Below are 14,449 nucleotides of genomic sequence, written 5' to 3' on the forward strand. Positions count from 1 at the left end.
TCTCCAGATTTCAGGGGGTGGCAATTTTTTTGCTCAAAAAGCCCTCTATTATAGGAATTTATAACCTATTTCTTATAAAAGTTTTGACAATACGATGTGTTCCTAGGGGGAGAAAAAATGAAGAAAAAGCTACTTGGTATTGTTTTTGGCGCTTCATTGGTACTTGCAGCCTGCGGTGGCGGCGGCGAAGAAAGTACAGAAACAAGCTCTGGCGGAGTAGACCCTGAAAAAATCGTGAACAATAAATGCACCAGCTGTCATGGTGGAAACCTTGAAGGCGGTATGGGACCGGCCCTTAATAAGATCGGTGCTGAATTAAACAAAGATCAAATCCTGGAAGTCATTCAAAATGGTAAAGGTCAAATGCCTGCAGGACTCATCGAAGGTGAAGAAGCAGAAGCAGTGGCAGAGTGGTTGGCGAATAAGAAGTAAGTGAGGAAGAAGAGTCCTGAATTGAGGATTCTTCTTTTTTGATTTATCCACATACTTTCTCCCTTCCCTTCTTTAAATATATGTTACAAAAGCTCATCTGATAGATTTTGTTAAGATTCCGTACTAAAACCGCAAAAAATTATAACCTAGTAACTTAATCAGATTAGCATCACCCTAAGGTTTAGCATCTGCTCATTATCAAACTTTTCCCCTTGCTTATAGTACCAGGTTATAGATAAAAATACCTACATTTATAACGGTAAATAGGTATAACCGACAATAAAAAAGGTAAAATATACACATTATTTCAATCTTTGAAACGTAAATGTAATAATTTTTTTCCTTAACAACGGACAAAGTGATGTTATAATAATTTTCGGGAGAGCAATTCGAGGTTTTTCGCCATTTCGTGTCTAATTATGGTAAAGACGTCGTTGTGTTCAAACACCGTACATATGTCGATAACAGCCAAGAGGGTAACTACATAATACAAATTAGGTGATTTTAAAATGATAGAAATGAAAGACGTGTATAAGCAGTACAGCAACGGTGTCATGGCTGCCAATGGCTTTAACGTCCACATTAAGCAAGGCGAGTTTGTGTATGTTGTCGGTCCAAGTGGCGCCGGGAAGTCTACATTCATCAAGATGATGTACCGCGAAGAGAGGCCTACTAAGGGCGATATCATCGTAAACAGTATCAATCTGGCAAAATTAAAAACTAGTAGAGTTCCATATTTAAGAAGAAACGTTGGAGTCGTGTTTCAGGATTTTAAGCTGTTACCATCTCTTACAATCTATGAAAACATTGCCTTCGCACTTGAAGTAATAGAAGAACATCCAAAGCAAATAAAGAAGAGAGTCATGGAAGTACTGGATCTGGTAGGGTTAAAGCATAAAGCAAGAATGCTTCCAAATGAATTGTCAGGCGGAGAGCAGCAGCGTGTATCGATTGCACGATCCATCGTGAATACGCCGAAACTTGTGATTGCCGACGAGCCTACGGGTAACCTGGATCCGGAAACATCCTGGGATATCATGAACATCTTGGAAGATATCAGTAATCGTGGAACAACGGTGATCATGGCTACTCATAATCGGGAAATCGTAAATACCATCAAGCATCGGGTAATTGCCATCGAAAATGGCCGAATTGTTCGTGACGAACAGCGAGGTGATTACGGCTATGAAAGCTAGGACGTATGGTCGACATCTAAGAGAAAGCTTCAAAAGCATCGGACGTAATGGCTGGATGACATTCGCATCCGTGAGTGCCGTTACTGTAACCCTGCTACTTGTTGGTGTGTTTATGGTACTTATGCTAAACATGAACAAGGTTGCAACCGATATTGAGAAAGACGTTGAAGTACGCGTACTACTTGAGATCGGTACTGAGAAAGCTCAAGTAGAAGAAATAGATAAGAAGATTAGCCAAATAAGTGGAGTGGAATCCGTAGAATATTCTTCTAAAGAAGAAGAACTTCAAAATCTTGTAAAAGATTTAGGAGACGATTTCAGGTTATTCGAACAGGATAATCCATTATACGATGTATTTATCGTAAAAGCGGAAAATCCCCGTGAAACTGGGAAAATCGCTGCTGAAGTCAGCAAGTATGAAGGTGTGAACGAAGCACTTTATGGTGAAGCGAAGATTGAAAGATTATTTAATGTATTGGAAATGAGTCGAAACGTTGGATTAGTGTTAATCATCGGTCTATTGTTTACCGCCATGTTCCTCATTTCAAATACAATCAAAATCACCATTGTCGCCAGAAGAAGGGAAATCGAGATAATGAAACTCGTGGGTGCAACCAACTGGTTTGTACGCTGGCCATTCATTCTAGAAGGATTATGGCTCGGAATTTTAGGTTCTATTATCCCGATCGCTCTTGTCACAACAGGTTACTACTATGCTTATGGATTTATTAAACCAAAACTACAAAACAATTTTATTCAGATATTAGATTTTACCCCCTTTATCTATCAAGTAAACGGATTAATTCTATTAATGGGTTGCCTGATTGGGGCTTGGGGAAGCTTTATGTCTGTACGTAAATTCTTAAAAGTGTAAAATTTGATAGGTTGATAGAAGCTGAAAGGAGCATGCCGCTTGAACAAGAAGTATTTCATATCATTATCCATTGCAGCAGCATTAACAATCGGGAGTCTACCAACGTTAGGGACAACAGCTAACGCTAATTCCTCCGTGGAGGATTTAAAGAAACAGCAAGAAGGCGTTTCTTCTAAAAAAGAGGAAATCAATGGAAAGATCGATGAGAAAAAATCAGAGATTAACCAAAACATCAGTAAACAACAAGAAATCCAATCACAAATTGCTGAAATCAGTACAAAATTAAAAGATACTGAAACAAAGATTACCGAGAAAACAAAAGAGATTGATGAAACAACAGCAGAAATCAATAAACTTAAAGAAGAAATTGAAGTTCTAAAGCAAAAGATAGAAGAACGTAACGAACTATTAAAAGAACGTGCCCGTGCCATCCAGGAAAAAGGCGGCTCTGCAAATTATCTTGATGTTCTACTTGGTGCGGAAAGCTTCGGCGACTTCATCAACCGTGTAACAGCAGTCAATACAATCGTAAGTGCAGATAAGAAGATCATGGACGAACAAAAACGTGATCAGGCTGAATTAGAAAAGAAACAAGAAGAAGTAGAAGGCAAGCTTGCGGAATTAGAATCCACTAAAGCAAGCCTTGAGTCTTTGAAACAAGATCTTGATAGTCAAAAAGCTAAAAAAGCGGATTTATTTAAGCAGCTAGAAGCGCAGCAGGCTTCTTTGGAAGTGGAGAAAAAAGATCTTCAAAAAGAATCTGATGAGCTTTCTAAAATGGAACACCAGCTTGAAGGTGAAATCCAGGCTGAACAAGCACGTCTAGCAGAAATGGCACGTCAACGTGAAATCGAACGCAAGCGTCAAGCGGAAGCGGAAGCGACAAAACGTGCAGCAGAACAACAACAGGCAACTGCGAGCAGCAATAGGGGTGGTGGTTCTTCTTCTGCAGCACCTGCCCCTGCTCCAAGTGCACCAGTGAGTGCCGGTGCCTGGACAGCTCCAGCTTATGGAACGATTACAACTAACTTTGGCTGGGACACATTGAACGGTAAGCAACGTTTCCACTATGGTACAGATATCGCGGCAAGTGGCAGTGTTCCAATCTTAGCTGCAGCTGATGGTTATGTCATCAAGAGTCAGTACAGCTCAAGCTATGGTAACGTAGTATACATCACTCACTCAATTAATGGTCAAACGTTCACAACGGTTTATGCCCACATGGCTTCTTCATCAGTAAGCTCTGGACAAGCAGTGAACAAAGGGGACAGAATCGGTTACATGGGTAACACAGGATACTCTTTCGGACAGCATTTACACTTTGAACTTCATGCAGGTTCTTGGACTGCATCGAAATCCAATGCTGTAAACTCACGTCAATATATTAACTTTTAATTAGAAAACCCCGCCATGAGCGGGGTTTCTTTTATGAATATATTTCATTTGGTTTGTATTACATAAATATGTAAGGAAATGGAATGGAATATTATTCTCATGACTGTTTTCATATCCTTTTTCTTCTAGTATAATGACAACTATATTACCTAAATATGATAACTAATGATTTGTAAAGTCCTTCGAAATGGCAAACTAATTGAAAGATTAGGACGCAAAACCACGGGTCTTCCATTTTTTTATCTTAAAATAATGATCGCCGGGTTACCGAAAACAATGGATTACAATGAATACTAATTAGGACGTTTTATTAGTATCATTTACCCTGCCTTTTTGGTGGGATTTTTTTATCTATATGTCCAGTATAGTAGGATTTGAATCTGTAGTAAGGATGATGATGTTGGAATCGACTGAATTAAAAAGGCAATTAAGAAGTTTTTGTAGAAGGAACCGTACTGCATTAAAGTATACCTATGTTGGTGAATATTCAGCAGAAGAAATCACCGAGATGATTATTGAAAATCTCGGCGCCCAAGAGGTTAAGAGGATACTAAACGACATTGAAATCATCCATCGCCGTGGTGGAAATACAGTTACATACTTTATGCTTATTTTAGAAGGGTTAAAAGCAGCATAAAACCGAATGTGGATCCAATCCGGCATTCGGTTTTATTTATGTAACAGGCAGTAAGTAGTTCGTGCCTATTTCAATGATTAGACACACACTCTTTCCGTAAATCTGTAATAATTCTCCTATAGGATACACTATGAGTAAATAACTTGCTTGTATATGTAGAATTTAAGATACTAATACATAATAGGGTATATTTTCCGAACGGAGGAAACCAAATGACAGGAGATTTATTCGAACATCATAAAGCGTCAAAGCTCCTCGATCCAAAGCGTCAGGAGCTCGTACCAGTGGACAAAGTACTCGAGCTTCTCAAACTCAATAAAGACGATATCGTTGCCGACTTAGGCTGTGGAAATGGCTATCTGACTCTACCCATTGCCAAAGCGGTTGAAACAAAGGTCCAGGCAGTAGATCTGCAGCAGGAAATGCTGGAATACCTGAAACACCGTGCAAACGAAGAAAATGTAGACAATATCGTATATGTGAAATCATCCCTGGAATACCTCAGCTTCAACAAAGGTACCTTGGATAAAATCGTATCCGCCTTTGTCTTGCACGAAGTTCCCGACCTGATCAAAGTATTTCAGGATCTACACGATATGCTGAAGGAAAATGGAATTTGGCTGATCCTGGATTGGGAGAAGGTAGAATCTGAAATGGGACCACCAATAGATCATCGGATATCTTCCGGGGAACTCGATCGACAGCTCAAATCATCCGGGTTTCACACAACAGTAGGTCACTTGCATCCATCGGTATATTACATTGTTGTCAGAAAGAATAATAGATAAGCCAGAAAGTATCTGAAGGGAGGGGAATGCCTATGACTGAACAATGGTACACTATAGGCTCCTTCACATTCCCTGCTTCATGGGGATCCATTATCGCATCGTTCATACTCACATTCTTGTTCCTCTTCTTCTGGAATAGAAAAGCGAGCGATTGGTATTCCAATAGTATATTTACCTTTTTCCTTGTCTGGAAGCTGAGTGTGATTGTGGTAGACGTTCAAACGGTCATGGAGCATCCCATTACGATCCTCTATTTTCACGGAGGATCCATTGGGTACTGGTTAGGTCTGATAGCGGCTCTAACCTACATATTTGTTAAAAAAGTAGATCATCCGTCTATTATCATCATTTCATGGATGGTCACGGTTCTTGTCTATGAAGCGGTCTTTCAAATGCTTCATCACCACTATCTTCTAGCTGGTATTCAAGTACTGCTCAATCTGCTGATCCTTGTCTTTTCCATTAGAAAAACCAGTGATCCCGGCGGCGATATCTGGGCAGGACAGTTATTGGTAATCTTTACATTAGTCCAGCTATTTCTAAGTGCCTTCATTGGGGGCTTTGAATTTACCGTCACCGCCTGGACGTATTTGATCATGATGACTTATCTCATCTTTCTTTTAAACGTAAGGAGGAAACACAATGAATAAACGAAATTTTGCGTTGGCCATCGTTGCGCTTCTGATCGGCATTTTCTTAGCGAACTTTTTTCAGGATCAGCAGGAAAAGAAGGCAAGGGAAGAGGCCGCTCAATTAGCCAATGAATCCATGGATCTGTCTAATGCAGTGCAGGGTCTCGCAAAAGGGGACCGCGCTCCAGATTTTGAATTAACCACCTTAGCTGGTGAAGACGTAAAGCTTTCAGATTATCGAGGTAAGAAAGTTATCCTGAACTTCTGGGCTACCTGGTGTCCTCCGTGTAAAGCCGAAATGCCCCATATGCAGAGTTATTACGAAAACAATGCCGATAAAGAAAACGTTGAAATCCTTGCCGTCAACCTGACCTCCATGGACGAAGGGGAAAAGGCTGTCCAGGAATTCATCGACGGCTACGAACTCACCTTTCCCATCCCAATGGATGAAAAGGGAGAAATCGGAGACGAATACCGGGCGTTCACTATCCCGACCACCTACATGATCGACACCAAAGGCATCATCCAACACAAAATCGTCGGCCCCATGAACGAAGAAATGATGGGTAAAATGGTCGAAGGAATGGAATAATGGAGAGGGACGGACCTCAACATAGCGATGTTTGAACTGATACACTATGAGGTATTAACAGAATATAGACTCGCTAGAAAGATAAAGGAGGAGATATGAACATGTTTCATTACACAAAGGAAGTTTCAATGAGTGTGAAAGAAGCGGTGCAAGCGGTAGAAACCGCTCTGAAAGATGAAAGCTTCGGTGTGCTATGGAATCTCGATCTTGCCCAGAAGCTGCAGGATAAAGGCCTTGATTTCAATGAAGAAGTAGTCGTATTAGAGGTATGTAATCCACATGAAGCCAAAAAAGTACTGGAAGAAAGCATGCTCGTAAGCTACTTCCTGCCGTGCAAAGTAACGGTATACACAGAAGGCTCAACCACCAAAATCGGTATGGCAAAACCAAGCAAGCTGATCGAAATGGTGGATAACGATGAACTGAAAAACATGGCATTGGATATTGAAAATCGCCTGATCGGATGTTTAGATAACGTTCAATAAACGAAGGGCACCTGTTGCAATTGGACAGGTGTTTTTTTATGTCTTCGGGTACATCCTACTCCTCACAATCTTCTGAATATGATACACTTTTAAAAATACATAGATGCAGGAAGGATGACAGAGATGAAGTTCACAACGAAGGTCGTACATAGTCAGTTAAAAGGAACTGAGGAAATCCGCAGTAAGACGACGCCGATTTATCAAACATCTGCCTTTTCTTTTACCTCTTTAGAAGAGTTGGAGGGTTTCTATGAAGGGAAATCTCCATATCTCTATACAAGAACGGGAAATCCGAACACAGACGAGCTTGGTAAGATGGTGGCTGACTTGGAAGGAGCCCCGGCAGGTGTCGCAACCTCTTCTGGATTATCGGCTATCCTTGTTGGCATCCTCGCTGTTGTGCAATCGGGCGATCATATCATTGCCGCCGAGGATTTATACGGAGGTACGTTCCATATGTTAAAAGAAGAGCTGAAATCATTCGGTATTTCTACTTCATTCGTTGATTTTACAAGTGTGGAAGAATTAGAGGAGGCCATTACTCCACAAACCAAACTCCTCTACAGTGAGACCGTCACAAACCCGTTTATGCGAGTGGAAAATATCCCGAAAATGGTCGAATTCGCGGAAAAACACAACCTGAAAACGATGATCGACAACACATTTGCCACACCGTTTCTGCGCCAGCCTTTCTTAGAAGGAGTGGACCTGGTCGCTCACAGTGCCACGAAGTATATCGGAGGACACAGTGATATCACAGCAGGAGTCGTCGTGGGAAAAGAAGAGCTTGTCCAAAAAGCGAGAGAAAAAGTCGTCAACATCGGATCAAACCTGAGTCCATTTGAAGCGTGGCTGACATGCCGCGGAGCAAAAACATTGGCTCTTCGAATGGGGACCCAAGCAAAAAATGCCGAAGTCCTGGCGGCGGACCTTCGAGCAAATGAATATGTGAAGGAAGTCTATTATCCAACGGATTTGTCCGATAAGGGAAATGGGGCCATCGTAACGATCGAGCTATCCAGCACATGTGATATCAGCACATTTTTCAAATCACTTGGCTGGATTAAAATCATCCCTTCCCTTGCCGGTGTAGAGACGACGGTTTCCTACCCATTAGGAACGTCCCACCGCGCTCTACCGAAAGAAGCTCAGGAAAAACTGGGCATAAACACACATGTCGTACGCATATCGTTAGGTATTGAAGACGGGGAAGACATCGTCGTGCAATTGAACGAAGCGATCGAAGCTTCGATTAAAAATTAAATAATGTAAAAATTCTAATAATACCCTTGACGTTGAGGTCGGTTACCCTTTATAATTCATCTCAACGCAAGAATTTTCACATTGACAACTACATGCTCTTATCCAGAGAGGTGGAGGGACTAGGCCCGATGAAACCCGGCAACCTTCATGTGCGCATTAAAGCGTCACATGAAAAGGTGCTAATTCCTGCAGGCGATCTGCCTGAAAGATAAGAGGAGGACCCTATTAAATTAGACCCTCTTCTTAGGAAGAGGGTTTTTATTTTTTCCTCTTCTATCTTCTTAAGGAAATATACTTCTTCGATTTTTGAGTCTCTGATTTCAACAGGAGAATTTTAGCCGTAATTCAACAGGAGAAAATGGGTCGATATTTAACAGTTAAATAAGTCGGAAATTCAACAGTCAAATAAACGCATTATTTTAACAGTCAAATATCATTCCAAATTCAACAGTCAAATTAACACTAAAATTCAACAGTCAAAAATCCAACAAACATCAACAGGCAAACGTCCAAAACATCCAACCGCCAAACGAAAACCCAAATACCAAAAACATTTCAGGAGGAATTCTCTATGACAAAATCATTCGATTTCGACACACTACTTCTTCACGGTGGCCAGGAGCCGGATCCATCCACAGGCTCAAGAGCAGTGCCCATTTATCAAACGACATCCTACGTTTTCGATAACAGTGATCATGCGGCAAAATTATTCGCCCTCGAAGAACCAGGTAACATCTATACACGAATCATGAACCCGACAGTAGATGTTTTAGAGAAGCGCCTTGCTCTTTTAGAAGGAGGAATCGGAGCACTCGGTGTTTCATCCGGAATGGCTGCTATCTCTCTATCGATCTTGAATATCGCCGGAGCAGGTGATGAAATTGTAGCGGCTACCAATCTCTACGGTGGAACCTATAATTTATTCTCGACCACTCTTCCGAAATACGGGATCAAGGTCCATTTTGTAGATCCGACTGACCCGGAAAATTTCCGCAAAGCGATCACTCCTAAAACGAAAGCCGTATTCGCAGAGACAATCGGAAATCCAAGTCTTCACGTCCTCGATATTGAAGCGGTGGCAAAGGTGGCTCATGAAAATCATATCCCGCTGATCATTGATAACACATTTGCCACTCCATATGTATGTAAGCCGATTGAGTGGGGAGCGGATATCGTCATCCACTCTGCAACAAAATGGATCGGCGGTCACGGTACAGCAATCGGGGGAGTGGTGATAGACGGTGGAAAGTTCGATTGGAATCATGATAAGTTCCCGGGTTTCACGGAAGAGGACCGGAGCTATAATGGACTTCGCTACGCACAGGATGTGGGCCCTGCAGCCTTTATTACAAAATTAAGAGTGCAGCTGCTTCGTGATTTGGGAGCGTGCTTAAGTCCGCAAAACGCATTCCTATTGCTGCAGGGATTAGAAACGCTGCATCTTCGCATCGAACGTCACACAGAGAATGCCTTGAAGATTGCGGAGCATTTAGATCAGCATAATGGTGTCGCTTGGGTATCCTATCCTGGGCTGCCGCAGCATCCGTCCCATAAACTTGCTCAAAAATATTTGAAAAACGGAGCGGGATCCATCGTCGTCTTTGGTATTAAAGGTGGCAGGGATTCAGGACGGAAAGTAGTCGATAATATCTCCCTTTGGTCTCATGTTGCCAACGTAGGGGATGCGAAATCACTGATTATCCATCCGGCATCCACGACCCATCAGCAATTAAACGACCAGGAAATCCGTGCGACAGGTGTGACCGAGGATCTGGTGAGACTTTCTGTTGGATTAGAGTCTGTGAAGGACCTGATCGAGGACTTGGATCATGCCATTGAAGTGGCGTTGGAAACATCACGGGTATAATGGGAGATATTTTGAACCAGCGGGGGTATACCGGGTGAAATCCTGATCACCCCAACCACAACACCAAAAAAGGAGGTGGAGGAATGGAGAGGCCATACACCTATGAAGTTAGCTCCATTACCATCCCATCCCTAACATTAGAGTCAGGCACCACGTTGAAAAATGTAGATCTTACGTATGAACGAACAGGAAACAAAGACGGACCGACCATCCTGGTTTGCCATGCCCTCACCGGGACCCATATCGTGAAGGGGACGAGTGAAGACCGCGGCTGGTGGGACGGACTGATTGGTCCCGGCTCGTATATTGATACCGAACATTTTAATGTGATTGCCTTTAATGTATTAGGAGGATGTGAAGGAAGTACGGGACCGGCGTCCACCAACAAACATACGGGAGAGCGTTACGGTCCGGACTTCCCGGGTATTACGGTAAGGGACATGGTCCATGCACAATATAAAGCACTCCAACAACTTTCAATCGACCACATCGAAGCGGTCATTGGAGGCTCACTTGGAGGGATGCAGGCATTGGAATGGGGAGCCCTGTATCCCGCCTATATCAATAAAGTATTCGCCCTTGCCGTCACTCCTGCCTTAAATGATTATGGTCTCGCTTTTAATCACATCGGAATCACAGCGATTGAAGAGGACCCCGGGTTTCAAAAGGGGTATTATCCACCAGGCGCTATTCTAAAAGGGTTAGAGATTGCCAGAATGGTCGGCATGGTCACGTACCGGACACAGGAGCTGTTTGATCAGCGTTTCCAACGTGAAAAGCAAAACGAACGGTTCAATGTCGAAAGCTATCTCGATTACCAAGGAAAGAAATTAGGAAAGCGGTTTGATCCAAACAGCTATCTTACCCTGCTGAAAGCGATGAATTCACATGATATCGGAAGGGCAAGAGGAGGAATAGAAGAGGTAGCGAAGGACTATCAGTGCGAACTGATTTCGATAAGTTATGAAGGAGATTTAATTTATTCACCCCACTATCTAAAGGAGTTTACACAACTTGTATCAAGGAGTGAACATTACTTTATCTCCACTTCCTTTGGTCATGACGGGTTTCTGGTGGAATTTGAAAAGTGGGGAGGGATCATTGCTTCTCACCTCAATAACCATAACGTTCAAAGAGTTTTTACAGGGACAAAATAAGAGCACTCTTATCATAACTCGTCCCCCTCCGGCATATAGTTAGATAAGCAAAGACATCGCACCGCCTTAGCGCGTTTTTGTGTGGTGTCTTTTTCGTTGGATAAGAAAGGCTGGCGTCCTTGGTAGCGCCACTCTTATCTATACAAGACCAACAACAAGCTGGAGGGGAATATATGGAGTGGACGGGCAGAAAGCTCATCATCACAATCATCATTAGCATGCTGATCGGTGCTGGAGGAATGTACGGCGGCTTGGAATGGACGGGCAAGGGTGGGGACGAGCTTGCTCAGTTTGACGGAAAAGGCGAGCTCAATGACAAGCTGCACAAAGTAGAAGTAGCGTATGACTTGATTAGTGACAAGTTCTTTCAGGATGTGGATAAAGGGCAGCTCGTGGAAGGTGCCATTCAGGGGATGCTGAAGACACTGGATGACCCTTACTCCGTTTACATGAATGCCGAAACGGCATCGCAGTTTAATGACGCCCTGGATTCTTCTTTTGAAGGGATCGGAGCAGAAGTCACGATCATGGACGGAAAGCTGATCATTGTTGCTCCTTTTAAGAATTCTCCTGCGGAAGAAGCGGGACTGAAACCGAATGACCGGATTATTAAAGTAGACGGAAATAGCATCGAAGGACTTGACCTCTACGAAGCTACCTTGAAGATCAGAGGGAAAAAGGGTACTGAGGTTCAATTGGAGATTACAAGGGAAGGACTGACGGATCCCATCAAGGTATCTGTGAAACGTGATGAAATTCCTGTCGAGACGGTCCTCTCTGATGTGAAGGAAGTGGGTGGAAAGAAAACAGGGTACATCCAGATTACGACTTTCTCAGAAAATACCGCCGTTGATTTTAAAAAGCAATTAGAGGAACTGGAGAAGAAAAAGGTAGAAGGATTGGTTCTTGATGTGAGAGGGAATCCAGGAGGTCTCCTTTCAAGTGTAGAAGAAATCCTTAAAGAATTTGTAACGGAGAAAAAGCCGTATGTTCAAATTCAAGAGCGAAGTGGAGAAGTGATGAAATCCTTCTCAAACAGTAAAGCAAGAAAGGCTTACCCTGTTGTGGTGCTGATAGATGAAGGAAGTGCCTCGGCTTCTGAAATTCTCGCTGGTGCGTTAAATGAAGCGGAAGGGTATCCACTCATCGGAACGAAGAGCTTTGGGAAAGGCACGGTACAACAAGCCGTTCCAATGGGAGATGGAAGCAACATCAAGCTGACGATGTTCAAGTGGCTGACGCCAAATGGAAACTGGATTCATAAAAAGGGGATCAAACCGGATATCCCTGTCAGACAGCCGTCCTACTTCTATGCCCACCCGCTTCAAATCGAAAAGCCCCTTCAAGAAGGGATGAACAATGAACAGATTCAAAACGCCCAGGAAATGCTTCAAGGCCTTGGATTCTCCATTGACCGCGTGGATGGATACTTCAGTAAGAAAACGGAAAAGGCCGTAAAGGATTTCCAAAGTCAGGAGAGTATTGAGGTTACAGGGATCGTTGATACTGTAACGGCGGAAAGATTACAGGAAGAAATCTTTGAAGCGGTAAAGAATGAGAAGAATGACCTGCAGCTGCAGGCGGCTTTAGAGTATATTGAAAGAACAGCACAGCGTTAATATTTGGGAGCCGACCATCATGATGGTCGGCTCTATTTTCATTTAGCAAATCACACATAATCACTTGTATTTCCTGTTTATCCGACATCATTTCCCGGGAAAATATGCAGAATACTGTCGGAAATGAAATCGAATCGTAAAACGATCAAATAAAATTGCAATAGGTTTTAGGGGAGTCTTTTGTTAAAATAGTAGATAATGCAAATTTTCTTAAAAAAGGTGGTGACGGATCATTGGTTGAGCTTTGGTTGCTTGAGGTTGTGAAGGGATTTGGAAAGTTATTTCTTCATCCTGTATTATATTTGTCGGTGTTTTTCGCTATCATGACGGGCTATTATCGTGTCAAAAGAGAACGGAGAGATTTTAATACGAGATTGCTGGACGGTTATCATGATACGCGGGTTTTATTTTCATATGGAATGGTGGTTGGATTGCTGTTTTCTGTCGTAACAGTTGGAGCAGGGGTCGTGATTCCTTTCGCCGGAATCATGCTAATAGGGTTGGTGTCCACCCTGTTTGCATTAACGAGTCGTTTCCACCTCATGTCTGCGGCCATGACGGTAGGGTTTTCGTATTTCATCCTGGTTGCGGTGGATTATTTTCAGTGGGAAATCCCTTATGTGAATACATATGTAGATAACCTGAATGTAGGGCTGCTGAGCTCCATCGTCGTGCTTCTTGGTGTGTTGATGATGATTGAAGGAAGCCTCATTCGATTGAACGGGTGGAAGCATACTTCACCCCGTCTACTTAAAAGTGCCCGTGGACTGAAAGTAGGTGCCCATCAAGGGAAGAAATTGTGGCTTGTGCCGATGTTTGTGCCGATTCCTACGGGGACATTTACCCTTCCGTTTGAATGGTGGCCGGTGTTTACTATGGGGACAGAAGCGTATTCACTCCTTTGTGTACCGTTTCTCCTTGGTTTTCAGCAGCTTGTGAAAAGTACCTTGCCTGAGGTTGCGATCAAGCATACAGGTTACAGGGTTTTCTGGCTTGGTGCTTTCGTATTGACGCTTGCTGTAACGGGATTCTGGGCTCCCCTATTTTCAATTGGAGCAGCTGTTGTGGCAATGGGAGGACGGGCATGGATTGCCTATCGCTACCGAAGTGCCGAGGATTCTAAGCCGTACTTCTTTAAAAGACAGTCTAAAGGAGTCATGATTCTTGGAATTCTACCTGGTTCTCCTGCAAAGAAACTGACGCTTCAAGTAGGGGAAATTGTACTGAAAGTGAATGGAGTCGAAGTAAATACTGAAAGAGCGTTTTATGAAGCCCTTCAAAAAAACGGGGCGTACTGTAAGCTTGAGGTACTTGGGACAAACGGGGAAAACCGTTTTACGCAAGGAGCCCTCTATGAAGGTGATCATCACGAGCTGGGAATCATTTTTGCCGATGAATCTTCAGGTTGGGAGCACCATCAGGTTTCATGTAATTCTTCATTAAGTTCAGGAATATAATCAAAATTTTCCGGAATGAATTTCATTGTTAGTCGGAAACTCTCCTTATTTATAC

14 protein-coding genes and 2 riboswitches are annotated in these 14,449 nt (G+C 42.9%); all 14 genes read left to right on the forward strand.

The window, feature by feature from the left end; all coding sequences use genetic code 11:
- Nucleotides 1–117 precede the first annotated feature (117 nt).
- Complete coding sequence (gene cccB, locus DET59_RS16925) at nucleotides 118–432, forward strand: cytochrome c551 (RefSeq protein WP_113970798.1); 315 nt, start codon at nucleotides 118–120, stop codon at nucleotides 430–432.
- Between the two features lie 509 nt (nucleotides 433–941).
- Nucleotides 942–1,628: a cell division ATP-binding protein FtsE gene (gene ftsE / locus DET59_RS16930; RefSeq protein WP_113970799.1), complete on the forward strand. Its 687-nt coding sequence runs from the start codon at nucleotides 942–944 to the stop codon at nucleotides 1,626–1,628.
- Nucleotides 1,618–2,502 (forward strand): permease-like cell division protein FtsX, encoded by an 885-nt coding sequence (gene ftsX, locus DET59_RS16935; protein WP_113970800.1) that lies wholly within the window; start codon nucleotides 1,618–1,620, stop codon nucleotides 2,500–2,502. The genes ftsE and ftsX overlap by 11 nt, the downstream gene beginning before the upstream one ends.
- Before the next feature lie 39 nt (nucleotides 2,503–2,541).
- Nucleotides 2,542–3,897 carry a murein hydrolase activator EnvC family protein gene (locus tag DET59_RS16940; RefSeq protein ID WP_113970801.1) on the forward strand — a complete coding sequence of 452 codons (1,356 nt, stop codon included), beginning with the start codon at nucleotides 2,542–2,544 and terminating at the stop codon, nucleotides 3,895–3,897.
- 179 nt (nucleotides 3,898–4,076) lie between these two features.
- A riboswitch (cyclic di-GMP riboswitch) is annotated at nucleotides 4,077–4,169 on the forward strand.
- Nucleotides 4,170–4,252: 83 nt separating this feature from the next.
- Nucleotides 4,253–4,534: a hypothetical protein gene (locus DET59_RS16945; protein ID WP_142675603.1), complete on the forward strand. Its 282-nt coding sequence runs from the start codon at nucleotides 4,253–4,255 to the stop codon at nucleotides 4,532–4,534.
- Between the two features lie 212 nt (nucleotides 4,535–4,746).
- Complete coding sequence (locus tag DET59_RS16950; RefSeq protein WP_113970803.1) at nucleotides 4,747–5,322, forward strand: class I SAM-dependent methyltransferase; 576 nt, start codon at nucleotides 4,747–4,749, stop codon at nucleotides 5,320–5,322.
- Between the two features lie 32 nt (nucleotides 5,323–5,354).
- A complete protein-coding gene (locus DET59_RS16955; RefSeq protein WP_113970804.1) occupies nucleotides 5,355–5,972 on the forward strand; it encodes a hypothetical protein in 618 nt (205 codons plus the stop codon).
- Nucleotides 5,965–6,546: a peroxiredoxin family protein gene (locus DET59_RS16960; protein ID WP_113970805.1), complete on the forward strand. Its 582-nt coding sequence runs from the start codon at nucleotides 5,965–5,967 to the stop codon at nucleotides 6,544–6,546. The genes DET59_RS16955 and DET59_RS16960 overlap by 8 nt, the downstream gene beginning before the upstream one ends.
- Nucleotides 6,547–6,647: 101 nt before the next feature.
- Nucleotides 6,648–7,031, forward strand: coding sequence for a DUF302 domain-containing protein (locus DET59_RS16965; protein WP_113970806.1), 384 nt, complete (start codon nucleotides 6,648–6,650; stop codon nucleotides 7,029–7,031).
- 123 nt (nucleotides 7,032–7,154) lie between these two features.
- The gene (locus tag DET59_RS16970) at nucleotides 7,155–8,294 is read left to right on the forward strand and encodes a trans-sulfuration enzyme family protein (protein WP_113970807.1); all 1,140 of its coding nucleotides are present in this window, start codon (nucleotides 7,155–7,157) and stop codon (nucleotides 8,292–8,294) included.
- Between the two features lie 95 nt (nucleotides 8,295–8,389).
- Nucleotides 8,390–8,509, forward strand: a riboswitch (SAM riboswitch).
- Between the two features lie 356 nt (nucleotides 8,510–8,865).
- On the forward strand, nucleotides 8,866–10,161 hold the full coding sequence (locus DET59_RS16975; protein ID WP_113970808.1) for a homocysteine synthase: 1,296 nt from the start codon (nucleotides 8,866–8,868) through the stop codon (nucleotides 10,159–10,161).
- Between the two features lie 83 nt (nucleotides 10,162–10,244).
- Nucleotides 10,245–11,318 (forward strand): homoserine O-acetyltransferase MetX, encoded by a 1,074-nt coding sequence (gene metX, locus DET59_RS16980; protein ID WP_113970809.1) that lies wholly within the window; start codon nucleotides 10,245–10,247, stop codon nucleotides 11,316–11,318.
- A gap of 173 nt (nucleotides 11,319–11,491) precedes the next feature.
- Entirely contained in the window at nucleotides 11,492–12,937 is a 1,446-nt protein-coding gene (locus DET59_RS16985; protein ID WP_113970810.1) for a S41 family peptidase, read from the forward strand.
- Nucleotides 12,938–13,170: 233 nt separating this feature from the next.
- Nucleotides 13,171–14,394 (forward strand): PDZ domain-containing protein, encoded by a 1,224-nt coding sequence (locus tag DET59_RS16990; RefSeq protein ID WP_113970811.1) that lies wholly within the window; start codon nucleotides 13,171–13,173, stop codon nucleotides 14,392–14,394.
- Nucleotides 14,395–14,449: the final 55 nt, after the last annotated feature.

This window comes from Rossellomorea aquimaris (assembly GCF_003315075.1).
Lineage (GTDB): Bacteria > Bacillota > Bacilli > Bacillales > Bacillaceae_B > Rossellomorea > Rossellomorea aquimaris_C.